Source organism: Streptomyces tatrensis (assembly GCF_049310065.1).
GTDB lineage: Bacteria > Actinomycetota > Actinomycetes > Streptomycetales > Streptomycetaceae > Streptomyces.
The window spans coordinates 1-23,588 of record NZ_JBMDLB010000005.1; the positions used below are offsets into that span (position 1 = coordinate 1).

The window sequence follows — 23,588 nt, forward strand, 5'->3', positions numbered from 1 at the left end:
GCGCTGCGCGCCTGGGACTGAACCGCCTCGCTGCGCTCGGCGGGGTCCGCTTCGCGGACCAAGGCCCGCTGCTTCGGAGCGGGTACCCAGGCGCTGCGCGCCTGGGACTGAACCGCCTCGCTGCGCTCGGCGGGGTCCGCTTCGCGGACCAAGGCCCGCTGCTTCGGAGCGGGTACCCAGGCGCTGCGCGCCTGGGACTGAACCGCCTCGCTGCGCTCGCCCGAAGGAGAGCACCTCGCTGCGCTCCGCCCCGGGCTTCGAGCCCCTGGGGCTCGGCTCTTCGGCCGGGTCTCTCCGCTTCGCTTCGAGCTGGGTTGCGTGTCGCGCCGCGCTCCGCACGGAACGGGCCCGCTTCGCGGCCGCAGCGGGGCGCTCCTGCAGGAGGAGGCCACCCCGTTTCACGGGGTTCGGCCTCCGGCCCGTTGGGAACGCATGCCGGCTCCCCCGACCCCCGTGTCCTACCGGATCACATCCGGCTACCGCCTACTTGGCCACTCCCTTCACCACCGTCACCGTGGTCCTATCCAAACCGCCCGGGAGGACAGGCGATACTCCCACCCCGGCACCTCTCTAACGGAAGGTCCCAAAACCGCCGGCAGCCTTCACGACGTCTCTCATTCGGAACCTGGAAGACCACCCGCCCCTCGACGGCCTTGCCGGTAACCGTTACGACGACTCTCCCGGCCGGTCGAAGACCACATCACCCTTGTCCCATTGGAGCGGCAGGGGAAAACGGCCCGGCGTCACGAACTCCCACGTCAGCACAGCCTCAGCCCCCCCGTCCAAGCCCTGCCAGAACGGGAAAGAAACAACCACCTCAACATCGTCATCACCTACAACAGCCAGATCGATGACACCCTCCGAAGCCACCCCAACCTCCGGAGCCGGCGACTCCTCCCCACCCCCACGGGCCACCACATCAACCCGGGTGAACGGAGCCCACCCCGAATACAGGGCTTGCACCTCGAAGCTGGGATCCTCACCCTCCTGCAACTCGACGAACACACCCGACCCGCCACTACGCCCCACCACATACGTCACAACGTGACCCTGGCCCTGGCCCTCAGCCCCGACCTCGTGCCAGCTGACATGCAACTCGACCGCCTTGCCGACCTCGTGCTCACCCACCCGATACTCAGGCAGGCGGCCCTCAGAGGCGTAGTCCGCGACTGCGACCGTACGCGGGCCCCACCACAAGCTGATCAGATCACCCTCAGCCATGTCCGGATACGGCCCCACCAGCACCTTCACCGGCTCATGGGACTCCTGCGGACCCACAAACGGCACACCATCATGGTGCGAATCAACATCAATCCGAGCCGGAGGAAGACTCTCATCCACCCACAACACCACCGACTCCCCAGCACCAGAACCCACAGACACCACACAACCCCCATCAGCCACAAACACACCCGGTCACACACTCCGCGGAACCAACCGGAGCCCACCCACCAGACACCCCCTCCCACCCAAAGATCAAAAAAACCCAACCTCGAACCCACCAACCCACATGCTTCAATCTGAACACCAGCTAGAAACTGGCTGACAGCCCACATACCAGCAGCAAGACGTCGGCTGTGTTTTGTCGGCGATCGGTGAAGCCTGAGCCACCATCAAAAACCTCGTGAACTGGGCCTTTTACCGACCCGTCAGTGACACCGACCACTGACAACACGTGACGTCGGCGCTGAATCGTCGGCCACCATGACATCTCATGCAACGACCCGACACCGTCGCAGTCGCATTGAGGGCTCCTCATGCGCTGCCAGCACATGGAATGATCAAGCGATGACTGAACCGAACAACGCGGACGACCCCTCCTTCTGGTATGGAACCGAACGAGTCGTCAACGGGATCGCCCAAGGACTCTGCACCCTGGAGCAGGGCATAGCTTGGTTCACCAACCTGTCACCGGCCCGCCGGCAGGAGGCACTGCACGAGGCCGGCCTGTACGCGATGCAGGCCCACATCACAGCCGAAGACGGCCGCGCGGGCGTAGCACGGTCAGGCGTGAAACCCACCGCCAACCCCTCGGTCATGATCTGCATGAACCCTCCCCGCTACGGATTCTCAGGCCTCCCCGCCGACGAACACGTCAAAGCCTTCCGCGTACTCGTCTCCGTATTCACCGTCGCCGACACCCGACGCAGGGAGATGTACTGCAAAGGCACCTGCACACACGCCTGGCACAACTTGACCAGGAATTGCGAATGATCGCAGCCATCTCTTCCGTTGGATGAACGAGAGACCAGGTACACGCAGGTCAAAGCAGATGAGGCGGCGGGTGGTGCTGAACCGATGCGATAGCGTCCCAGCACATGGCTGCCGACGACAACGAAGAGCAGAAGGCGGACGGGACTGCCGAGAAGGATGCTGCCGGCGTACGCCTCGTGGAAGACCTCGTTGCTCAGGTGCCCGGGTTCGAGGACGCCTACGAGTGCCACGTCTTCAACGAGAACAGGCTGCTCCCGCACGTGTTCTTCTGGGACGTCGTGCAGGACACCGTCCGCTCGTACCTGACGGAGGACGCCCCGGACGGTCCCGACTGGCGCCGGGTCCTTGCGTTCCTGGAGGAAGAGACACAGCGTCGCGTGCCCGGGGCAATCGAGGTCATCGTGACCTCGTTCCTCTACGACCTCCCGTACGAGGGGGAACCCGGGCACGGCATAGAGGCACATCTCGGGCCCGCCATGAAGGAGAGGTACCTACAGCTTCGACCCCGGTACGGGGCAGAGGCCCCGGACGCTACGGGGAAGCCAGAAGCGTAGCCGCCCGTTCTGGCCACTTCTACTGCAGATTCACTGGCTCTCAGCGCAGGTGGCGAAGCTCTCGCAGTCCGTAGTCCGGCGGCAGCCACCCCTTCTTCCGCCTCTCGATGGTCTTCCGTGTGTGCGGAGGCGGCTGCGGACAGCCCTGCATCAGATCAGGTTCATCCCTGGCCCAGGCAAGCCCGTAATGGGCGGTACACACAGGCCAGATGGTCTTCACAGACTCCTTCAGGCACAGCGCCGTCCCATGTCGGCTCCGGCGCAGCTTGGGGCGCGGCGGCTGAGGCGGGCGCAGCTTGCACTCCTCAGCGAAGGCCGTCAGGGACGGTAGCCCCTCACCTCCCAGCGGGTCGCTGAACAGCGGCCCGCTGGTGCCGGCCCCAATCCGCCAGAGGAGAGCGGTCGCACTCAGCAAGGGGCGGGCCCAGGCTGGAACAGCGTGAGTCATACAGCCCTGACGCAACCCTTGATCGTGCAACGTGATCGTCGTGCCGTCCGGGGCCAGATCGCGGACGTACGCGGTGGCGAGCTGGGTGGTCGAGGCCGCGGTGAACACGGCCGTGGCGAGCTGAGCCGCCAGGTACGGGTGCGCCGTTGCACGGTGAAGACGCCACACCACCTCCGCCTCGGTGACCGGTGGCATCACCGGCGCGAAGAAGTCCCGGTCCTGCGCCAGCGGCGCGGCGCACCGGCACGAGCCGGTCGCCTCGTCGAGAGCCCTGAGCGTGGTCAGGGCGGGCAGGCTGATCCAGCGGTTCACCAACGGCCGCGCCGCTTGGGACACCTGCTGCTGCGGCGTGGCCAGCTCGGCCTCGGGCAGCAGAGCGGAGGCCTCAGCGACGAGGTGCTCCACCTGCCGCAGCTCACGCTCCAGGAAAGCCCGCATGGCCCGGTGGTGGCAGACCAGAACCAGGCGGACACCAGTGCGCCGGCGCAGAGCGAGGAGATCTCTGAAGCGGTGCGGAGTGAGCAGGTGGGCGCGCAGCAGAGTGAGGTGGGTGATGGGCGTGGCCAGGATCCAGGCGGCCGCGATCGCCCAGGCCGGGGTGGGGTCGAGGTGACGGTAGCCGGTGAGGGGGACGGGTTTGCCCAGGGCGGCGAGGATGTCGTAGGCGAGCGCGATCCCGGCGTCGGTGCCGGGAGTGGGGTGCACGGTGAGGCGTCCGTGCTGCGGGGCGTGGGATGCCAGGGCCGCCCGGGTGTGGACCACGTCGTCGTACGGGTCCAGGACCACCGTGACCGGCGGCGGATTCGGGCAGTCCAGCACCTCAGGCCACCACCGGTCGCTGGCGCAGTTTGCTGTAGGACCAACGCAGGAGGTCCTCATCCAGGATCCGTCCGGACTCCTTCATCCCGGCGGTCAGATGATGGGTGATCTTCGCCCAGGCCCGGAAGTTGCCGTGCGCGGCCTCGTCATCGCACATGGCGATCAAGTCCGGGTCCGTATCCGCCCACACGGGATGGAACGCCGGGACGACAGTGAGAACCTCCTCCAGCGGCATCGGCTCGATCTCCTGCCACGCGTACACGCGGGACTCCAGCATCGGCTCGCTCTGCAGCATCTCGAAACAGCCGTCCCCGCCCGTGAACACGATCGTCAGGTCCGAACCGATGTCATCCCACAAATAGCGCAGATATTCGAAGCACATCTTCGACAGCCACTGCGCCTCGTCACAGACCAGGACGTGCGTCTCCTCCAGGGCGCCGCGCAGCATCCGGTCGAACTCGATCGGCTGCCCCGGCGGACGGCCCTGCAGACCAAGGGCATGGAACAGTTCGTGGCGCAGGTCTCGGGTGGAGGGGCGGGCCCTGAACTGGATCCGGCGCGTCAGCTTCGGCGCGAGCTCGCGCAGCGAGGTGTTCACCGCCAACGACTTGCCCCGGCCCGCCTGCCCGTAGATACAGATCATGGCTCTGGCCTCGATCGCGGCACGGATGTTCTCCCGGACCATGAGTAGGGCACGTGTTGAGACCACCTGGGCGCCCGGCAGTCGCATGAAGTGGTCCTCCCGCTCCCGGGGCAGCCGGCCTTGTCGCTCAGCAGTCGCCATTGATCAACGCTCCCCGCTGTCGTCACGTACATCAGCCACTCCCGGCAGCCCGTCATCGGCTGCCTCCGCCTGTCCAGCATCCGTTTGCAAGTCGGCCGCCCGGCGAGGGCGGACAACCGGACGCGCCCACGAGGCCGGAGGCTCACGGGGAGGGATCAAGTCCGGCAGCGCCCGGGCCGCCAGATCCACACCCCTGGCCCGGGCGATCTCCGCCTCCGCCTGAGAAGACGTGACCGTGCGCCGCGGACGGGGCACGGACGCCGTCGTTGTGGCCGTGTAGCGGGACTTGCGCAGCTTCTCCGCCGCCTTCAGATCCGCCTTCAGCGCGCGGGCCTTCTTCTCCCTGACCGAACTGAGCGCACGGCGCTGCTCCACCGTCGCCGCCTGGGCCAGATAGGCGCTACCCAGATGCCGGCCCCACTCCTCGGCGGAGAACACCTCGATCCGCCCGTCGTAGTGCGGCAGATACCGCAGCCGGACCCGCATGCCGACGTGCCCGGCCATCCACGGCGCGATGTAGGCACGGCGCCGCCATAAAATTCCGTTCGTGGTGATCTTCCGGACCCGACCGTCGTCCTCCAACGCGAAGAACGCCAGCCGCTCCTCCGCGACGTCCTCGACCGGCACCGGATCCGCCTCCCACGCCGCCAACGGCGTCATCCCGTCCGCAAGACCCTCAGGATGGTGGCTGGTGTTCCACCCCCGCACCCACTTCAGCAGCTCCTCGACGAACTCCGGATACGACAAGAGGTGCTCCACCCGATCCGGACGGTGAGCACCGACCGGCCGAGCCCTGCGGGTATAGCCAGGCAGCGAAACCAGGAACATCACCTCGACCGCGTCGTTCAGCGCCTCGATGGTGCCCTTGCGATACGGCTTATAGGCGGGCAGGTCATGGACCGGAACCGCGAAGGCACCCAGCGCGCGCTCCACCGTCCGGCACAAGAACTCCTTGCCCCGGTCCACCCGCACCACGCCTGGCAGGCCACCGAACGGGCCGTACGGATCCTGCCTACTGATGCCTGTGCGCAGCGCGGCCAGGACCGCGTCCCGGGCCGGCTGATGCGGAGTCACCGCCACTCCCACAATGGCCTTCGTCGCGACATCGATGAACCACGTCACCCACGGACACACCGCCACGCCCTCGACGTCCACACGGACCGGGACCCGCTTGTGATCACCCTCCCAACACGCGTTCCGATGAGTCCGCGGACGCTTGCCATAGACGTCGTAGCGTCGGCGGGCTGCTTCACCGCCCTTCAACCCCGCCCGCTCCCCCACCGACAAGTCCTGCCGTACCGCGCGCTGCAGAGCACGAAGAGAAGGCACCGAATCCGCGACACCAGCCTCCGTCGCCTCGGCGAGCAGCTCACGGTGGACCGCGGCCACGTTCCCACCCCACACTGCAAGACGCGCACGGACATCAGCACTCACGCCAGTCCGCGCAGGCGTCCGAGCAGACAGACGCCCCTCACGCCGGGCCACCGCCACCCAGTTCCACACCGTCCGCTCGGACACGTCCAAAGCCGAAGCAGTCAACCGCACATGTGCAGAACCGAGTTCACCGCGACCATCGAGGGCCATCAGGCGCATGACCGCCGCCTCCCGCCCCACACCAGCCGGCACCACCCAATCGGTGAAGCCACCGGCATCGCTGTCCGCCATCAGCCCCTCCCGCAGACGCCCATCCCCGCCCCGGAAACGCTGTCCACGGCCACGCACCTCACTCCGACACGCCGCACCACATCCCACCAACGAGTGACGACCCCAGCAGACCGAGCAGTCAGAGACCGTGATCTCCCGAGCAAGGCCCGGCCCCTGAAAGGACCTGCCGTTGGGGCCTATTGAACCCTGGACAGCCTAACTCTATATAGCTAGAGTTATATTATGGACAGGCCATTCAAGGTCACGCAGGCGACGCTCGACGTGATGGAGGTCCTGCTCGTATCCGAGGGGGGCGTCCACGGGTACGCCATCGCTCAGGCCGCCAAAAAGCCCACCGGCAGCGTCTACCCGATCCTTGCCCGCCTGGAATCAGCGGGATGGCTGGAGAGCAGCTGGGAGACCTCGGAACAGACCCCCGGGGTGCCGCGCAAGCGCTTCTATCGGCTCACCCCGAACGGCACCGCCGGCGTTCGTGAAGTGCTGCTCGAACGACGAGGCGCACTCCCCTCACCCCCCGCACGGGCAAACCCCCTGCGCAGCCCCGGATGGGGAATCGCGTGATAGATCTCCTGCGCTACATCGCCCCGCTCATCGCCGGGCTGCTCATCAACGAAGCAGTCGACATCAGCCCGTGGCTGGCCCGCAGAATCATCCGATGGGCAGCCCACCGCATCCCCGACGCAGAACCGGCACTGCGCTACGAAGAGGAATGGACCGCGCTCCTCGACCAACGCCCCGGCAAACTCCTCAAGCTGACCTACGCCCTGACGTTCCTCACCCCCGCCCTCCGAATGCGGCGCGAGGCCCTCGGACGAACGGCATGGCCCCGCCGGCTCGCCCACACGCACACAGCCTTCTGGACCGGCCCCAAAATGATGCGCGGCTGGATCCTTCTCCCCCTGGGCATGGCCAGCGTGACGTGGTCTGAACGCATCCCGCCCACAGCAGACACCAACGCCCTGTACCTCGCCATCGTCATACCCGGAAGCATCGCGACGACCTACCTAGCAGCAGGCATGATCACCTACGCCCGCTTCCTGCGACGTCAGGCAGCCCTCGCCGCCACAGGCGATGCTCAGGCCCACGACCACCTCGACCGGTGGTACGGAACCAGGCACTGCCCCGAACACCGGTAACCACCCACCCCTACACACGCGACAGCAGACCTTCAGCGGGAAACGACACCGGCCTTCAGCAGAAGAACGACACCCCACAACCCGCCCACCAGCTAAAACCCCACCTGAAGGCCCTGTCGCCAACCACTGCAAATCACACGTCGCGCATCACTACGAAAACGTCCCTGCAGACGTGCACGCGGCCTTGATGGCGTCCTCCAGCAAAGGCGGGTTCCTCGCCCGCTTCATCAAGGGCCGCTACCCGTACCGTCCGATCTCAGCCTGATTCCCAGACAGTTCATTAGACCCGTTCGATCGTTGTTGAGTTGAGGCGTGCGTGCAGATCTGCTCCGTTTCCGTTGAGGGCTTCCGCTGCCTTGCGAACATCGGCGATGTTCCAGTCCTGCCTCAGACAGTTCTGACCGGACAGAATGAGGGTGGGAAGAGCGCTTTGCTGGATGCTCTGAACTTTCTCCTTCACGGGACAGCCCTGAGCGAGCGCGATCTCACTTACGTAGGCGACGGGGGGCGTCGGGAGCCGGCACCCGACGGTGAGCCGGTCGCACCCCACGCACGAGTGCCTCAGACGACCGTGACGGGCGAGTTCACCCTCAACACAGATGAGCAGCAGCGATTCGCCCTGCCAGAGCGCGTGCCGATCCGCCGCCGCTTCCGCCCGGAGGCGGGAACATTCTTGGAGATCCGACGCAGTGTCTGCAAGGATCCCGGGCTGCGGGACTTGGAATCTGTGAAGCTACCCAACCTCAAGAAGCTGGCAGCCACACACGGGGTCGATCCCGTCGGGCAGGCAAATGTGAGGAACAGCTGGGAGCAGCCTCTTCGGGAGCTGGCCCAGCAGATGGAGCAATTCGAAGAGTGGGTGGCTGCGGATTCCGAGGTAGCCGCAGCGATGCCGTCGATGGTGTACTTCAAGGGTGACGCGGTCCAGGCGCCCGAGGCTGTGGTCCAGAGCCTGCTCAACTCCCGACTGCGCGAGTACACGCGGGCTGATGAGGTCGCCAAGCGCGTGGCAGACCTTGAGGGCTACTTGGCCGAATCGCTGACACCCGACATCAACAGCATCCGCGGGCACATCGCCGAGCGGTGCGCGCTGCCGTCCGTCGAGCTCGACCCGCAGGTGCAGGTGCGTCCAGCACTGGTCGGGGTCGAGCTGAACATCGTGGACTCGCAGGGTCGGCGGTTCCCACTCTCGTCGGCAGGAACCGGTCGCTCACGTCGTATCTCGCTGGCCCTCTGGGAGAGCAGCAACGACCTGGGGCAGCACGACTCAACGCAAGGACCCGACGCAGATGTCGTGTTCGTTTACGACGAGCCCGACACCCACCTCGACTATTCCCACCAGCGGCGCATCATGGCGCTGATCCAGTTGCAGTCGTCGCGGCCCAATGCGCGCGTCATTGTGGCAACGCACTCGCTCAACCTGATCGACGGCGTCGACATCTCCTCCGTGGTACACCTGCGCACCCACGAGGGGCAGGTACGGGCAGAGGTACTGAGCGAGGACAGCGCAGATGTGGATGTGCGTCGCCATCTGTCGACGATCGCGACCACGCTGGGGTTTCGTAACAGCGTGCTGCTGCACGAGCGGTTCTTCGTCGCGGTGGAGGGCGTGTCCGAGACGTCCGCATTCCCAATCATGTTCCGAAAGCACGCCGGGTTTCCCATCCAGTCCGCCGGTATCTGCCTCTGGGCGGGTGGCAGCAACGAGGGTGCGCTGCGATTCGCCAAGTTCCTCAAGGAGCATGGCCGTGACGTCGCCTTCGTCGTCGACAAAGACAGTCGTACCAACCAAAAGCACGTCTTTCGGGACGACAAGCTCAGGGAACATGGCTTCGACCTGACCAAGGAGTGCCTCTACCTCGGCTCCCCCGACGAGCTTGAGGACCTGTTCACCAATGACGACTGGGCGAACACGGGCAATGCCCTGTGGAAGCCGAACACCGAACGCGGTCCCTGGCAGCCTGACGAGGTTGAGCAACTGCGAGCTGGAAAGTTCAGCTCGCAGCTACTGACCATGTTCAAGGCCGGCTCGGCCGAAGGGCCTCAGAACAAGGAAGACCTGATGGTCGGCATCGCTGCTCACCTTCCCAAGGACCGCATCCCCGCCGCCCTGGCTGCAATCTTCGACGCCCTGGTCATTCGCGCGCAGAACGCGGGGCCTCATCTTTGGTAGGCCGTACGCGGTCGGCCTGACGCGCCGCGCGTCGCGCCTGCATACGCTTGAGCCGCTGTTCACGCGTCGGAGGCTCCCACGTGTGGAGGCCGACTGAGGCGACCCACTGGGCACCGTGATGGTCCTGCTTGTCGCCGCACCAGCGGCAGCCGTCAGGAGTGGGCGGCTCCTTGCGATGTATGCGTCGCGCTTGTCCACCACCCATGGAACACCGCCCGTATGCGTCGGAATGCCTTCGATATGAACACTTCCCCGAAAGGTCATAACCGAAGATTCCCACACGCCACTGACAGTCCTACGGCCCAATCCAGACCGCTCCAGCAGCAAGCCGAACAGGCGATTCACCGAAGACTGGATCTGGTCCGAACGCCGCCTGCAAGGACAGCAGTACAGGCCCGATTCTGCGGGAGACCCATCGGCAGGTCACCGATGGTCGAACCGCTCCCACCCGCTCTCAGCGCAGGTGACGAAGCTCGCGCAGGCCGTAGTCCGGGGGCAGCCATCCCTTCTTCCGCCTGTCGATGGTCTTCCGCGTGTGAGGCGGCGGGTACGGACAGCCCTGCATCAGATCAGGCTCATCCCTCACCCACGCGGGCCCGTAATGGGCAGTACACACAGGCCAGACGGTGCCCGCAGGCTCCTTCGGACTCGGCGCCGTCCCTCGCCGAGTCCGGCGCACCTTGGGGCACGGAGGCTGGGGCGGGCGGAGCCTGCAGTCCTCGGCGAAGGCCAGCAGGGAAGGCAGTCCTGTACTGCCCAGCGGATCGCTGAACAGCAGTCCACTACCGCTGGCCCCGATTCGCCACAGGAGAGCGGCCGCCCTCAACAACGGACGGGCCCAGACTGGAACAGGATGGGTCGCGCATCCCCGGCGCAGCCCGTGGTCGTGGAGCGTGAGCGTCGCACCGTTGGCACCTAGATCGCGCACGCGGGCGGTAGCTACTGAACTTGATTGGGTGATGTCGGGCCGTTCGCCTGACAGGGTCTGAGTTAGGTCGGTAGTTGTGTGGTGTGAGATACGCGCAGGGCGGCGGTTTGACCGATGCCAAGAGGGCTGCAAGAGAGCTGATCCGGCTGGAGGCGGTCGGTCGCTTCGAGAGCGGCGCGAAGAACGGGGAGATCGCTGCCGCGCTGCGGGTGAGCGAGCGGTCGGTGGAGCGCTGGCGCCGTCAGTGGCGCGAGCGGGGCGAAGAGGGTGTCCGGTCGAAGGGATCGCCAGGACGCCCGAGGCTTTCGGAAGAGCAAATCGTGAAACTGGAGCGGGAGTTGGAGCGCGGTCCGCTCGCCCATGGCTGGGTTGACCAGCGGTGGACACTGGCCCGGGTGAAGACTCTGATCGGACGGTTGTTCCACGTCAGCTACACGGTGGAGGGGACATGGCGGCTGCTGAAGCGTCATGGCTGGTCGTGGCAGCAGCCGGCTCGCCGGGCGATCGAACGTGACGACGAGGCAGTGGAGTTGTGGAAGAAGGAGGTGTGGCCGCAGGTAAAAGCACGGCGGCGGCCCGCGATGCCTGGATCGTCTTCGAGGACGAGGCCAGCCAGTCGCTGAGGCCGCCACGCGCGAGGTCCTGGGGCCGCATCGGCCAGACGCCGGTAGTCCGCGTCCGGGGCAGGGGTTCCGGACGGGTTTCGATGGCGGGAATGGTCTGCTTCCGCCCCGGAGACCGCTCCCGGCTGATCTACAGCTTCCGCGTCCACCGGGGCCGCAAGGGCGAACCCAAGGGCTTCACCTGGCAGGACTACCGCGACCTCATCGTGCGGGCGCACAACCAGCTCAAAGGCCCCATCGTCCTGGTCTGGGACAACCTGCGCACCCATCTCATGCCGCAGATGAAGGATTTCATCGCCGCGAACGAGCACTGGCTGACCGTCTTCCACTTCCCGTCCTACGCCCCTGACCTCAATCCTCAGGAAGGCATCTGGTCCCTGGTGAAACGGACCATCGGCAACCTCGCCGCCGCCAACCTCGACCAGCTCGCCGCCGCCGTGAAGCGCAGCCTCAAGAAGACCCAGTACCGACCGCACCTCATCGACGGCTGCCTCATAGGCACCGGCCTGACCCTGACCAGCTGACACGATCAAACCGACATCACACATTCAAGTTCAGTAGCTGGGTGGTGGAGGCCGCAGTGAATACGGCCGCGGCGAGCTGAGCTGCCAGGTACGGGTGCGCCGTCGCGCGGTGAAGGCGCCAAGCCACCTCCGCCTCGGTGACCGGCTGCATCACCGGCGGGAAGAAGTCCCGGTCTGCTGCCAGCGGCGCGGCACACCGGCACGGGCCGGTGGCCTCATCGAAGGCCTTGAGGGTGGTCAGGGAAGGCAGGCTGATCCAGCGGTTCGCCAACGGCCTGGCTGCCCGGCGTTCCAGCGTGATCGGTTCGGCCCCGGGCAGCAGAACAGAGGCCTCGGCGACACGGTGGTCCACCTGCAGCAGCTCACGCTCCAGAAAAGCCCGCATGGCCCGGTGGTGGCACACAAGAACCAGGCGGACACCGGTACGCCGGCGCAGAGCGAGAAGGTCTCTGAAGCGGTGCGGGGTGAGCAGGTGGGCGCGCAGCAGGGTCAGATGCGTGATGGGGATGGAATGGATCCAGGCGGCCGCGATCGACCAAGCCGGGGTGGGGTCGAGGTGACGGTAGCCGGTGAGGGGGACGGGCTTGCCCAGGGCGGCGAGGATGTCGTAGGCCAGCGCGATCCCGGCGTCGGTGCCGGGAGTGGGGTGCACGGTGAGGCGCCCCCGCTGCGGAGCATGGGATGCCAGCGCTGCCCGGGTGTGGACCACGTCGTCGTACGGGTCCAGAACCACCGTGACCGGCGGCGGGTTCGGGCACTCCAGCACTCAGGCCACCACCGGACGCTGGCGCAGCTTGCTGTAGGACCACCGCAGCAAGTCCTCATCCAGGATCCGCCCGGACTCCTTCATCCCAGCGGTCAGATGATGGGTGATCTTCGCCCAGGCCCGGAAATTGCCGTGCGCGGCCTCGTCATCGCACATCGCGATCAGGTCCAGGTCCGCGTCCACCCACACGGGGTGGAACGCCGGGATGACGGAGAGGACCTCCTCCAGCGGCATCGGCTCGATCTCCTGCCACGCATACACGCGGGACTCCAGCATCGGCTCGCTCTGCAGCATCTCGAAACAGCCGTCCCCGCCCGTGAACACGATCGTCAGGTCCGAGCCGATGTCATCCCACAGATAGCGCAGGTACTCGAAGCACTGAGGTGACCCCCGGAGTGTGGACACAGGGGTTCATGCTGCGAGTGAGAGTTTAGCTGTCTTGTGGTGCTGTTGTTCGAACTCCAGCGGTGAGAGGTAGCCCAGCGCGCTGTGGCGTCGGCGGGCGTTGTAGTAGGTGAGCCACTGGAAGATCTCCAGCCTCGCCTGCCGCATCGTCAAGAACAGCTTGCCGTGCATCGTTTCTCGCTTCAGTCCCTGCCAGAAACTCTCGGCCAGGGCGTTGTCGTAGCTGGAGCCGACCCTGCCCATGCTCCTGCGGATGCCGTACCGGTCGCAGACCTGAGCGAACGCGGCCGAGGTGTACTGCGACCCGCGGTCCGCGTGGAAGATCACTCCGGCGACGTTGCCGCCGCGGGCCGCGACCGCGGCCTGGAGCGCGTCGATGACGAGTTCGGCCCGCATGTGCGGGGCCATCGACCAGCCGAGCACCCGGCGGGAGCGGATGTCGATGACGCAGGCGAGATAGAGCCACACCGCTCCGACCTGCACGTATGTGATGTCGCCGCACCACTTCTCGTTCAGCGCGGCAGCGGCGAAGTCCCGCCGGACCAGGTCTGGCACCGGCGGCGCGAGGCGGTCCGGGACCGTGGTCCGCTTCTTCTTGCGCAGGTGGCGGCCGACGATGCCGTGCTTGCGCATCAGCCGCGCGACCCTCTTGCGGTTGACGGTGTGGCCGAAGCCGCGCAACTCGGCATGGACCCGCAACGCGCCGTAGTTCCCTCGGTGCTCGGCGTGGATCTCACGGATCTCGGCGACCAGCGCGTCTTCCGCGGCCTGCCGCCCGGCCCGCGTGTCGGCACCGGCGATCCAGCGGTAGTAGCCCGAGCGGGAGACCTCCAGCACCCGGCATATCCGCTTGATGCCGAACCTCTCGGCGTGGGCGGAGACGAAGTCCCAAGCGGAGGTCTTCACTTCATCTCCCGGGCGAAATACGCCGCTGCCCGGCGCAGGATCTCCCGCTCGAGCTGCCATTCCTTCTCCGCCTTGGCCAGCCGGGCATTCTCCGCACGCAACCGGACCAGCTCGTCCGCGGCATCTCCCGGCACACCGGACGCGGCCGGACGGCCGTCGGCGTCACGCACCCAGGTACGGAGCGTTTCGGGGTTGACGTTCAGATCGGCCGCGACGTCTCTGAACGTCCGCCTGCCGGCCGAAGCCCGCCACAACGCGATCGCGTCGAACCGGAACTCCGGGCTGTACTTCGAGGGCCGTGCCATGTGGATCTACACCTTCCTGGATCACCAAGATCCATTGTCAGGTGTGTCCACACCACGGGGGTCACCTCAGCCGGCCTCGACCAGAAACCCTGACCACCCGGGGGCCAGGGCTGATGCGTTCTCGGGACTATCACGAATCACACCTGATTCCTTCCTGATAGACCCGATAGACCCGGTTCATTGCGTTGTTTGGTTGATGGGTTTGGTGGTGGGTGTCGTGCAGTGGCGCGTGGCTGATGCAGGGCGTTGAATTGGCCGTGGATATTACGGCCGACCCCCGAGTAAGGATGGGCGCATGCGATACGCAGGTACGACGATCATGGTCGATGATGTCGGCGCGGCGGTGAAATTCTACAAGGAGGCATTCGGGCTGGACGAGGCGTTCGCGGACCCCGACGGCACGTTTACGGTGCTGACCAACGGTTCGGACGGCTCCCTGGAGGCAGGCGTGCTCCTGTCCGTCGAGCACTGGAGCAAGATCAGCGACTTCGCGACCCCGGGTCCGGCCAACGGGTTCCGGATCGGCCTGGAGGTCGATGACGCGGAGGCGGCGTACCGCAAGGCCATCAAGGCGGGCGCCACCAGCGCCAAGGAGCCGACCGTGAGGCCATGGGGACAGAAGGTAGCCATCGTGTTCGACCCGAACGGTGTGGTCTTCGAACTGGCCGAGCCGACGGAATACAAGTAGGGAAGGCCGCCCCCGGCCCGGCTGATGCCCAGAGGCTCATGGATGGTGCGGAGTCAGGCCGTCATGCGGGCCGGAGGGCCGGTGGCCGGGCGGGTGGAGCCCTTGTTGGCAGCCGGAGTACGCCCGAAACGTGCCGTAGGACGTGAGCTGGGCGTGGCCGACAGATGTCTGGGACCTGCCTACGGGCTCCCTTCGTTTCCGCGAAGGTGAGGTCTGCGGGCCCGATGCCGATTGCGGGTGCGAGCTGACCGTGACCAAGGCGGTCCCGCCCGACCTGTGGCGGTCAGCAGGGCCCACCGACGTGCTGCTGTGGGCAAGGCCATGGTCAAGAAGTCCGGGTAAGCGCCTGGCGTGTGCCTGGGTGGCTCTACGCCGAGAGGAGCCGTCCCGGTGCCGTTCCCCGTGCCACCGGGACGGCTCTCGTATGCCCGCCGGGTGCAGGCCGTGCCGTCGGCCGTGTGCCCCCTCCTCGGGGAGGAGGGGGCACACCCCCTCACGGCTCCCCGTCGAGTGGTTCAGGTGGCGAGGGTGGGCGCCTGGGCCGCGGTGCAGACCGGGCACCGTATCGTGCGGGCCTTGGTCTCGGTCGGTGGGGCCAGCATGCTGCCGTGGCGGACGGTGCGGAGGGTGATGCGGGCATGTGTCCCGCAGACTCCGGCGCCGCACGCCTGGCAGATGCCGACGGTGGGGCTGGATTTTCCGGCGGTGTGGCAGTCGAGGCAGCGCATCAGTGTTCCCTCCCGGGTGCGGACGTAGAGCCGTTGGTGTACTTCTTGCGCCAGGCCAGTGACACGTAGACCAGGCCGATCAGCACAGGGACCTCGATGAGGGGGCCGACGACGCCGGAGAGGGCCTGGCCGCTGGTGACGCCGAAGGTGGCGATGGCGACCGCGATGGCCAGCTCGAAGTTGTTGCCGGCGGCGGTGAACGCCAAGGCCGTCGTGCGGCCGTAGGGCAGACCGATGGCCTTGCCGAGAGCGAAGGTGCCGAACCACATCAGGGCGAAGTAGACCAGCAGGGGCAGCGCGATCCGCGCGACGTCCAGCGGCTGCGAGGTGATCGTCTTCCCTTGGAGGGCGAAGAGGATGACGATCGTGAACAGCAGGCCGTAGAGCGCCCACGGGCCGATCTTCGGGAGGAACCTCTGCTCGTACCGTTCGCGGCCCATCTTCTGCTCGCCGATACGACGGGTGAGAAAGCCCGCCAGGAGCGGGACGCCGAGGAAGACGACGACGTTCAGCGCGATGTGCCACACCGGGACGTCCAGGCCCTGGCCGTCGCCCAGCCCCAGCCAGCGCGGCAGCAGGTCGAGGTAGAACCAGCCGAGAGCGCCGAAGGCGACGACCTGGAAGACTGAGTTCAGGGCGACCAGCACGGCGGCGGCTTCGCGGTCGCCGCAGGCCAGGTCGTTCCAGATGATGACCATGGCGATGCAGCGGGCCAGGCCGACGATGATCAGGCCGGTCCGGTACTCGGGAAGGTCGGCCAGGAAGATCCAGGCGAGGGCGAACATGAGCGCCGGGCCGAGGATCCAGTTGACGGCCAGCGAGGAGATCATCAGCTTGCGGTCCCCGGTGACCGCATCGAGCCTGTCGTAGCGGACCTTGGCGAGGACCGGGTACATCATCACCAGCAGGCCGACGGCGATGGGCAGCGAGATGCCGCCGATCTCGACCTTCGCTAGTGCGTCGTTCAGGCCGGGTATCAGGCGGCCGAGCCCGAGGCCGAAGCCCATGGCGAGCAGGATCCAGACCGCGAGGAAGCGGTCGAGGGTGGAGAGCTTGGCGACGACCGAGGGTTCCTCGGCGGTCACGGGCGCTTGGGTGGTGGTCACGGGCAGGCCCTCTTGTTGTCGGCGGCGGTACGGGCGGATTCGGCGAGACCGGCGAACTGGCCGGCGAGGTGGGCGATGATGTCGGGCTTGAGCCGGTAGTAGGTGAAGCGGCCGCACGGCTCGCTTTCCACCACTCCCGCCTCACGCAGCACCCGTAGATGGTTGGAGAGGTTGGTTTGCCCGGCGCCGGTCTCTTCCACGAGGTGCGTGGCGCACAGCGTCTCGCGGGCGAGCAAGGTCACGATCCGGAGCCTGAGGGGGTCGGACAGGACCCGGATCCATTCATTGTCGACTGATGTCAGCATGGACTGATGCTCTCACATCAGCAGGGCCTGATACCAATCTGCACTGATGTGAGCCTCGCCGGCCCCCTCCCTGACGCCAGGCCTCCGCTGTCCGCACCACCTGTCGATCCACTCCGCAAGGGAAGAACCGACACCCTCCAGCCCGCTCGCGTCCGTATCATCTGCGTCCACAACGCAGGCTGCTCGCAATTGGCCGCAGGCTTCCTGCGCCACCTCGCCGGGGACCGCGTCGAGGTCCGCTCCGCCGGCTCGCTGCCCGGTAACGGGATTGGGTGCGGATCCTTTCGAGGGAAGGTTGTTGATCAAGCGCCGAGTTGGTAGTCGTGCTGGTTGGGGTAGGTGCGCTGATGCTCGCGGGTGTGGTGGTAGGCAAGGTAGGCGTCGAGGTCGCCGTTGGCGTGGACGGCACGGAGTTTGAGGACGGCTTCGGCGCTGTCGAGGCCCCAGCGGGCGCCGGTGATGTCGAGGCGGTCACCGATGAGGTGCCGGCAGGCGCCTTCGACCGAGCCGGTCGCGATCGGCCAGCCCGCTTCCAGCGCGGTGTCGTAGCGGAGCTGGTCGAGATGCCCGGTGAGGTAGCGCACGCAGGTGGCGACGCTGTCGCGTTTGGTACCGGTACTACAGCCGGAGATCTTGTGACCGTGTCCTGTCAGCGTCGTTGACCGGGCATGATGACGGATGTGACGGCTGAGCAGATAGCCGGGTGGGATGCGGAACTGTCCATGTTGACCGGCTCGTTGGGGCGGTTGTTCAACCGGCCCGAGCCGCGGGTGGTGTTCGCGCAGTACGTCGAAGGGCTGCTGGCGGAGCTGCCGAAGAAGAACGGCTGGACGCTGTCGGAGCGGGCCGGGCACGTGACGCCGGACCGGATGCAGTGGCTGCTGAACGGCTCGGTCTGGGACGCCGACCAGTTGCGCGACGCCGTGCGCGACTATGTGGTCCAGCACCTCGGCGCCCCGGACGCGTCGCTGGTGATCGACGACACCCAGGCGCAGAAGAAGGGCACCAAGTCGGTCGGCGTGGCCTTCCAGCACTGCGGACTGACCGCGGATGTCCGCAACTGCCAGACCATGGTCATGCTCACCTACGCCACCGAGAACGCCCACGCCTTCATCGACCGCCGCCTCTACCTGCCCGAGGAATGGACGAACGACCGCGACCGCTGCCGCGAGGCCGGCGTGCCCGAGACCGTCGGCTTCGCCACCAAGCCCGAACTCGCGATCGCGATGCTCGAGAAGGCCCTGGCCGCCGGCGTCCCGTTCGGCTGGGTGCTGGCGGATTCCGGCTACGGCCGCGACCGGAAACTGCGCGCCTTCTGTCACGACAGGACGCTCCCCTACGTGCTCGCTGTCCCGGTCGACCTGCCACTCGACGGGCCGCCCGGCAAACCGCGTCAGCCGGCCGTGCGCCGGGCCGACGGCCTGCTCCACTACGCCAAGACCCGTGACCAGTGGGAACGCCGTTCCCTCGGGGAGGGTGCCAAGGGTGAACGCCTCTATGACTGGACCGCGTTCGCGGTCACCGTCAAGGACGAGGCCCCGTCCGAGGGCTTCGTGCACTGGCTGGTGATGCGCCGATCCCTGCACCCCAACCGGCGCGGCAAGGACGGACAACTCCACCGGGAGATCGCCTACTTCCTCATCCACGCCCCCGACGACACCACGCTCACCGAGATCATCAGCCGGGCCGGCGGGCGGTGGCGGATCGAGGAGGACAACGAGATCAACAAACAGCTCGTCGGCTTCGCCCAGTACCAGGTACGTAAGTGGACGCCCTGGCACCGTCACATCACCGCTTGCATGCTCGCCACCGCGTTCCTCACCGTCCAGCACGCCGCCCTCGCCGATCCCGAGGAGGAAGATCCGGGAAAAGACCCGACGGCCGGAGAGAGCGAGACCACCGGCTAATCCCCGGCCCGCTGCTGCGGCCCTCCCGCCAGACCATCCGACACTGCCTCGCCACCACCCGCCTCAACCCCCACCACTCCATCGAAACCGTCCTGACCTGCGAGTACTGGCGCCGCCTCCACCAAACCCGCGCCACCGTCAGCCACTACCGACGCCGCGGTGACCCCCTACCCCGCCGCCTACGGGCCTGGGCCGACCACCAGCCGACCCCACCGATCACCGACCCTCAAGATCTCCGGCTGTAGTACATGTCAGCTATGCCCAGCAGCAGCACTCAGCCCTCCGGCGTCTCCGCTTCCGTCCGCACGCCCACGCCCATCAACAGGTGGTCGTCTTCGGCGTGGACGCGGACGGTGTCGCCCTCGCGGACTTCGCCGGAGAGGATCTCCTTGGCGAGGCGGTCACCGATCGAGGTCTGGATCAGCCGGCGCAGCGGGCGGGCTCCGTAGGCCGGGTCGTTGCCCTTGTCGGCGAGCCAGGCCAGCGCTTCCTGGGTGACGTCCAGGGTCAGGCGGCGCTCGGCGAGACGGGCCGCCAGGCGGGCGATCTGGAGCTGCGCGATGTGCGCCAGCTCGTCCCGGTCCAGGGCGGAGAAGACCACCAGGTCGTCGAGGCGGTTGATGAACTCCGGCTTGAAGCTCGCCCGCACCACCTCCAGGGCCTGCGCCTTCTTCACCTCCGCCGAGGTCAGCGGGTCCATCAGGTGCTGGCTGCCCAGGTTCGAGGTCAGCACCAGGATGGTGTTGCGGAAGTCGACCGTGCGGCCCTGCCCGTCCGTGAGCCGCCCGTCGTCCAGGACTTGCAGCAGTACGTCGAAGACCTCCGGGTGCGCCTTCTCCACCTCGTCCAGGAGCACGACGGAGTACGGGCGCCTGCGGACCGCCTCGGTGAGCTGGCCGCCCTCCTCGTAGCCGACGTACCCGGGCGGCGCCCCGACCAGACGGGCCACGCTGTGCTTCTCGCCGTACTCCGACATGTCGATGCGGATCATGGCCCGCTCGTCGTCGAAGAGGAAGTCCGCCAGAGCCTTCGCCAGTTCCGTCTTGCCGACGCCTGTGGGCCCCAGGAACAGGAACGAGCCCGTCGGACGGTCCGCGTCCGCGATCCCAGCGCGGGTGCGGCGTACGGCGTCCGAGACGGCCTGGACGGCCTCCTTCTGCCCGATCAGACGGCGGCCCAGCTCCTCCTCCATCCGCAGCAGCTTCTGCGTCTCGCCCTCCAGCAGCCGCCCGGCCGGGATCCCTGTCCAGGCGCCCATCACGTCCGCGATGTCGTCCGGACCGACCTCCTCCTTGACCATCTGTTCGGAGGGATCGAGGAGGCGGGCGGCTTCCCGTTCGGCCTCGGCGGCCTCGTCCACTTCCGCTTCGAGCGCGGGGATCTCGGCGTAGACGAGCCGGGACGCAGTGTCGAAGTCGCCGTCGCGCTGGGCGCGCTCGGCCTGCCCGCGCAGGTCGTCCAAGCGTTCCTTCAGCTCACCGACCCGGTTGAGGGACCGCTTCTCCTTCTCCCAGCGGGCGGTCAGGCCCCGCAGGTCCTCCTCCCGGTCCGCGAGGTCCTTGCGGATCTTCTCCAGGCGCTCGCGCGAGGCCGGGTCGGACTCGTTGTTCAGGGCCAGCTCCTCCATGCGCAGGCGGTCCACCGAACGCTGGAGCTCGTCGATCTCCACCGGGGAGGAGTCGATCTCCATCCGGAGCCGGGACGCGGCTTCGTCGACCAGGTCGATCGCCTTGTCGGGGAGGAAACGGGAGGTGATGTAGCGGTCCGAGAGGGTGGCCGCGGCGACGAGCGCGCTGTCGTTGATGACCACCTTGTGGTGCGCCTCGTACCGGCCCTTCAGCCCGCGGAGGATCGCGATGGCATCGTCCACCGAGGGCTCCGGGACGAGGACTTGCTGGAAGCGGCGCTCCAGCGCGGGATCCTTCTCGATCCGCTCCCGGTACTCGTTCAGCGTCGTCGCACCGACCATGTGCAGTTCGCCTCGGGCCAGCATGGGCTTGAGCATGTTGCCCGCGTCCATCGCGGAATCGCCGATCGCGCCGGCGCCCACCACGGTGTGGAGCTCATCGATGAAGGTGATGATCTGCCCGTCACTGGACTTGATCTCAGCCAGGACCGCCTTCATGCGCTCCTCGAACTCGCCGCGGAATTTGGCGCCCGCGATCATCGCGCCCAGGTCGAGGGAGACGAGCCGCTTGTTCTTCAGGGACTCCGGGACGTCGCCCTTCACGATGCGCTGGGCCAGGCCCTCGACCACGGCCGTCTTGCCGACGCCCGGCTCGCCGATCAGCACCGGGTTGTTCTTCGTGCGGCGCGACAGCACCTGCACCACCCGCCGGATCTCCTGATCCCGGCCGATCACCGGGTCGAGCTTGCCGTCACGCGCCGCCGCCGTGAAGTCGGTGCCGAACTTCTCCAGGGCCTCGCACTGGCCCTCCGAGTCGGGAGTGGTCACTCGCCGTCCTCCTCACATGGTCGTCTCCCGTGCCCGGCCGCACGCGACCACAGGTGGGACCAGTCTCCGAGATCCGGCGACCGTGTGGGAAAGGCGAAAGTTGACTCCGTGGACCCGCTGGTTGATCGTCACGACTTCAACTGAATTCGGCTCCGTGAACGGCTCCTCGTAGGTCAAAGGTTGATCCTCCCCAGACCTCGGATGACAAATGCCAGGCGAACTGCCATATCTATTGTTTTCGTTTGACACGGCATCGAACCGTTGACCATGATCCTGAACAGAATCCACGGACCCGAAACCGGCGATACGCCAGGCGACGCGGCACAACTGCCGCATCCGGCACCGGAGGACGGGTAGACCTTTCCATTCCCCCACGACGGAAAGTGCGAACCGCCCAGGATTCACCCTCGACCCAGGATCAACCCTCGGGACAACTCACCAAGAAGGAGTGCTGGATGGCAACCTACCTGTCCCCCGGCGTATTCGTTGAAGAAACCGTCGGCGGTTCCCGCCCCGTCGAGGGCGTCGGAACGGCAGTGGCCGCCTTCGTCGGATTCGCTGAGCAGGGGCCGCTCAACGAGCCGGTCCGCGTCACCAACTGGGGTCAGTTCACCAAGACCTTCGGCGAGTTCATCGAGGGTTCCTACCTCGCGCACTCCGTCTACGGCTACTTCACCAACGGCGGCGGCACCTGCTACGTCGTCCGCGTCGGCGGGTCCGGCAAGGACGCGGTGGAGGGCGGCGCCCAGTCCGTCGGCGCCGCACCGGCCCGGGTGCTCGGCGGCTTCCGCATCGCCGCGCTGCCGGTCGCCGCAGGCCGTGACATCTCGGTCGACGTACAGAAGAAGCCCGTCGACCCGAAGGCCAAGCGTCCGGCCACTGGCGCCGCCGGCGCCACCACGGCCGACAAGGCGAAGAGCGGCGGCAAGGACGGCGACGCCGGTACCGAGGGCGACACCTTCACCTTCACCGTGAAGGTGGACGGCTCCGCCGCCGAGTCCTTCGACGTCAGCGCCGACAAGGCCTCCCCCGCGTACGTGGTGACCCAGGTCAAGGAGCGCTCCCAGTACGTCATGGTGGAGGAGGCCCCGGCCGCCACCGGCACCGCGCTGGCACTGCCCGACTCCTCCTCGCTGGCCCTCCCGGCCGCCCCGAAGGCCAACGACACGACGGCCGGTGCCGCGAACGGCGAGGTCGTGGCCAAGGACGTCGTCGGTAAGTACGTCGGCAAGGTCAACGACCGCTCCGGCCTGTCCGGCCTGGAGGCCATCGACGACATCACCATGGTGATGGCCCCGGACCTGATGGCCGCCTACCAGGCGGGCAACGTCAGCCGCGAGCAGGTCAAGGTCATCCAGATGGCCATGATCAACCACTGCGAGAACATGGCCAACCGCATGGCCATCCTCGATCCGCTGCCGGACATGGGCCCCACCGAGGTCTACGACTGGCGGCAGAACGAGGCGGGCTTCGACTCGAAGTACGCCACGCTCTACTACCCGTGGATCCAGGTCGCCGACCCGTCCTCCGGCAAGGGCTTCCTGATGCCGCCGTCCGGCCACGTCGCCGGCCTGTGGGCCCGCAACGACGAGGCCCGCGGCGTCCACAAGGCCCCCGCCAACGAGGTGCTGCGCGGCGCGCTCGACCTCGGCATCCAGATCACCAAGGGCGAGCAGGAACAGCTCAACCCGGCGGGCATCAACTGCATCCGCAGCTTCCCGGGCCGCGGCATCCGCATCTGGGGTGCCCGCACCCTCTCCAGCGACCCGGCCTGGCGCTACCTGAACGTCCGACGCCTCTTCAACTACCTGGAGGAGTCGATCTACCTGGGCTCGCAGTGGGCCGTCTTCGAGCCGAACGACGAGCGCCTGTGGTCCACGATCCGCCGCAACATCGCCGCGTTCCTCACCACCGAATGGCAGAGCGGAGCCCTGTTCGGCAACTCGCCGGACGAGGCCTTCTACGTCCGGTGCGACGCGACCACCAACCCGCCCGAGGTGATCGACTCGGGCCAGGTCGTCTGCGAGATCGGGGTCGCTCCCGTCAAGCCGGCCGAGTTCGTCATCTTCCGGATCGCCCAGGATTCGATGTCAGGCGAATAGTAAACCCCCACATTCAAACTTCGACGACCGCACACCCGCACATCTAA

At 67.0% G+C, this 23,588-nt stretch carries 20 protein-coding genes and 3 pseudogenes; 11 read left to right on the forward strand and 12 right to left on the reverse strand.

What is annotated here, in order from left to right; translation table 11 throughout:
- Positions 1 to 666: 666 nt before the first annotated feature.
- Entirely contained in the window at positions 667 to 1,251 is a 585-nt protein-coding gene (locus ACODT5_RS01610; RefSeq protein ID WP_422517349.1) for a hypothetical protein, read from the reverse strand.
- Positions 1,252 to 1,788: 537 nt separating this feature from the next.
- Between ACODT5_RS01610 and ACODT5_RS01615 the strand changes: the two genes are divergently transcribed.
- A complete protein-coding gene (locus tag ACODT5_RS01615; RefSeq protein WP_422517350.1) occupies positions 1,789 to 2,214 on the forward strand; it encodes a DUF5958 family protein in 426 nt (141 codons plus the stop codon).
- Positions 2,215 to 2,318: 104 nt separating this feature from the next.
- Positions 2,319 to 2,768: a hypothetical protein gene (locus ACODT5_RS01620; protein ID WP_422517351.1), complete on the forward strand. Its 450-nt coding sequence runs from the start codon at positions 2,319 to 2,321 to the stop codon at positions 2,766 to 2,768.
- A gap of 40 nt (positions 2,769 to 2,808) precedes the next feature.
- Here ACODT5_RS01620 and ACODT5_RS01625 read toward each other — a convergent pair whose 3' ends face one another.
- From ACODT5_RS01625 to ACODT5_RS01635, 3 genes are read right to left on the reverse strand one after another with little or no spacing between them, the layout of a single operon-like run.
- Positions 2,809 to 4,035 (reverse strand): hypothetical protein, encoded by a 1,227-nt coding sequence (locus tag ACODT5_RS01625; RefSeq protein WP_422517352.1) that lies wholly within the window; start codon positions 4,033 to 4,035, stop codon positions 2,809 to 2,811.
- Position 4,036: 1 nt separating this feature from the next.
- On the reverse strand, positions 4,037 to 4,819 hold the full coding sequence (locus tag ACODT5_RS01630) for an AAA family ATPase (RefSeq protein ID WP_422517353.1): 783 nt from the start codon (positions 4,817 to 4,819) through the stop codon (positions 4,037 to 4,039).
- Between the two features lie 3 nt (positions 4,820 to 4,822).
- A complete protein-coding gene (locus ACODT5_RS01635) occupies positions 4,823 to 6,484 on the reverse strand; it encodes a Mu transposase C-terminal domain-containing protein (RefSeq protein ID WP_422517354.1) in 1,662 nt (553 codons plus the stop codon).
- Between the two features lie 222 nt (positions 6,485 to 6,706).
- Here ACODT5_RS01635 and ACODT5_RS01640 point away from each other — a divergent pair, with 222 nt between their 5' ends.
- The 5 genes from ACODT5_RS01640 to ACODT5_RS01660 all read left to right on the forward strand — a co-directional run bounded on the left by ACODT5_RS01640 (position 6,707) and on the right by ACODT5_RS01660 (position 11,868).
- On the forward strand, positions 6,707 to 7,045 hold the full coding sequence (locus ACODT5_RS01640) for a PadR family transcriptional regulator (RefSeq protein ID WP_422517355.1): 339 nt from the start codon (positions 6,707 to 6,709) through the stop codon (positions 7,043 to 7,045).
- Positions 7,042 to 7,620: a hypothetical protein gene (locus ACODT5_RS01645; protein WP_422517356.1), complete on the forward strand. Its 579-nt coding sequence runs from the start codon at positions 7,042 to 7,044 to the stop codon at positions 7,618 to 7,620. The genes ACODT5_RS01640 and ACODT5_RS01645 overlap by 4 nt, the downstream gene beginning before the upstream one ends.
- A complete protein-coding gene (locus ACODT5_RS01650) occupies positions 7,556 to 7,885 on the forward strand; it encodes a KTSC domain-containing protein (protein WP_422517357.1) in 330 nt (109 codons plus the stop codon). Before ACODT5_RS01645 ends, ACODT5_RS01650 begins: the two co-directional genes overlap by 65 nt.
- Positions 7,886 to 8,191: 306 nt before the next feature.
- Positions 8,192 to 9,793 carry an ATP-dependent nuclease gene (locus tag ACODT5_RS01655; RefSeq protein WP_422517358.1) on the forward strand — a complete coding sequence of 534 codons (1,602 nt, stop codon included), beginning with the start codon at positions 8,192 to 8,194 and terminating at the stop codon, positions 9,791 to 9,793.
- A 1,011-nt stretch (positions 9,794 to 10,804) separates the two neighbouring features.
- Positions 10,805 to 11,868, forward strand: a protein-coding gene (locus ACODT5_RS01660; RefSeq protein WP_422517359.1) for an IS630 family transposase whose coding sequence is annotated in 2 segments (ribosomal slippage) — positions 10,805 to 11,266 and positions 11,269 to 11,868 — 1,062 coding nt in all. Because the reading frame shifts where the segments join, the coding sequence is not laid out codon by codon here.
- A 16-nt stretch (positions 11,869 to 11,884) separates the two neighbouring features.
- Here ACODT5_RS01660 and ACODT5_RS01665 read toward each other — a convergent pair.
- The 3 genes from ACODT5_RS01665 to ACODT5_RS01675 all read right to left on the reverse strand — a co-directional run bounded on the left by ACODT5_RS01665 (position 11,885) and on the right by ACODT5_RS01675 (position 14,250).
- A complete protein-coding gene (locus ACODT5_RS01665; protein WP_422517360.1) occupies positions 11,885 to 12,634 on the reverse strand; it encodes a hypothetical protein in 750 nt (249 codons plus the stop codon).
- Positions 12,635 to 13,039, reverse strand: a complete 405-nt coding sequence (locus ACODT5_RS01670) for a hypothetical protein (protein ID WP_422517361.1) — start codon at positions 13,037 to 13,039, stop codon at positions 12,635 to 12,637. It lies immediately after the preceding gene.
- Positions 13,040 to 13,045: 6 nt separating this feature from the next.
- A protein-coding gene (locus ACODT5_RS01675; protein ID WP_422517362.1) for an IS3 family transposase occupies positions 13,046 to 14,250 on the reverse strand; the annotation gives its coding sequence in 2 pieces (ribosomal slippage) (positions 13,046 to 14,010 and positions 14,010 to 14,250; 1,206 coding nt in all).
- Between the two features lie 295 nt (positions 14,251 to 14,545).
- On the opposite strand from ACODT5_RS01675, the gene ACODT5_RS01680 reads away from it, so the two are divergent.
- Positions 14,546 to 14,938, forward strand: coding sequence for a VOC family protein (locus ACODT5_RS01680; protein ID WP_422517363.1), 393 nt, complete (start codon positions 14,546 to 14,548; stop codon positions 14,936 to 14,938).
- A gap of 515 nt (positions 14,939 to 15,453) precedes the next feature.
- Here ACODT5_RS01680 and ACODT5_RS01685 read toward each other — a convergent pair.
- From ACODT5_RS01685 to ACODT5_RS01695, 3 genes are read right to left on the reverse strand one after another with little or no spacing between them, the layout of a single operon-like run.
- Positions 15,454 to 15,666: a DUF2180 family protein gene (locus ACODT5_RS01685; protein WP_422517364.1), complete on the reverse strand. Its 213-nt coding sequence runs from the start codon at positions 15,664 to 15,666 to the stop codon at positions 15,454 to 15,456.
- Complete coding sequence (gene arsB, locus ACODT5_RS01690; protein WP_422517365.1) at positions 15,666 to 16,772, reverse strand: ACR3 family arsenite efflux transporter; 1,107 nt, start codon at positions 16,770 to 16,772, stop codon at positions 15,666 to 15,668. The genes ACODT5_RS01685 and arsB overlap by 1 nt, the downstream gene beginning before the upstream one ends.
- On the reverse strand, positions 16,769 to 17,077 hold the full coding sequence (locus ACODT5_RS01695) for an ArsR/SmtB family transcription factor (protein WP_422517366.1): 309 nt from the start codon (positions 17,075 to 17,077) through the stop codon (positions 16,769 to 16,771). The genes arsB and ACODT5_RS01695 overlap by 4 nt, the downstream gene beginning before the upstream one ends.
- A gap of 156 nt (positions 17,078 to 17,233) precedes the next feature.
- Here ACODT5_RS01695 and ACODT5_RS01700 point away from each other — a divergent pair.
- Positions 17,234 to 17,347, forward strand: a pseudogene (locus ACODT5_RS01700) (phosphotyrosine protein phosphatase); the annotation flags it as partial.
- Positions 17,348 to 17,379: 32 nt separating this feature from the next.
- Here the strand turns inward: ACODT5_RS01700 and ACODT5_RS01705 are convergent.
- Positions 17,380 to 17,631, reverse strand: a pseudogene (locus ACODT5_RS01705) (ISKra4 family transposase); the annotation flags it as partial.
- Between the two features lie 117 nt (positions 17,632 to 17,748).
- Here ACODT5_RS01705 and ACODT5_RS01710 point away from each other — a divergent pair.
- On the forward strand, positions 17,749 to 18,984 hold the full coding sequence (locus ACODT5_RS01710; RefSeq protein ID WP_422517622.1) for an IS701 family transposase: 1,236 nt from the start codon (positions 17,749 to 17,751) through the stop codon (positions 18,982 to 18,984).
- 274 nt (positions 18,985 to 19,258) lie between these two features.
- Here the strand turns inward: ACODT5_RS01710 and ACODT5_RS01715 are convergent.
- Positions 19,259 to 21,451 (reverse strand): annotated as a pseudogene (locus ACODT5_RS01715) (ATP-dependent Clp protease ATP-binding subunit); the annotation flags it as partial.
- Positions 21,452 to 21,894: 443 nt separating this feature from the next.
- On the opposite strand from ACODT5_RS01715, the gene ACODT5_RS01720 reads away from it, so the two are divergent.
- Complete coding sequence (locus ACODT5_RS01720) at positions 21,895 to 23,541, forward strand: phage tail sheath family protein (RefSeq protein ID WP_422517367.1); 1,647 nt, start codon at positions 21,895 to 21,897, stop codon at positions 23,539 to 23,541.
- The last annotated feature ends 47 nt before the right edge of the window (positions 23,542 to 23,588 follow it).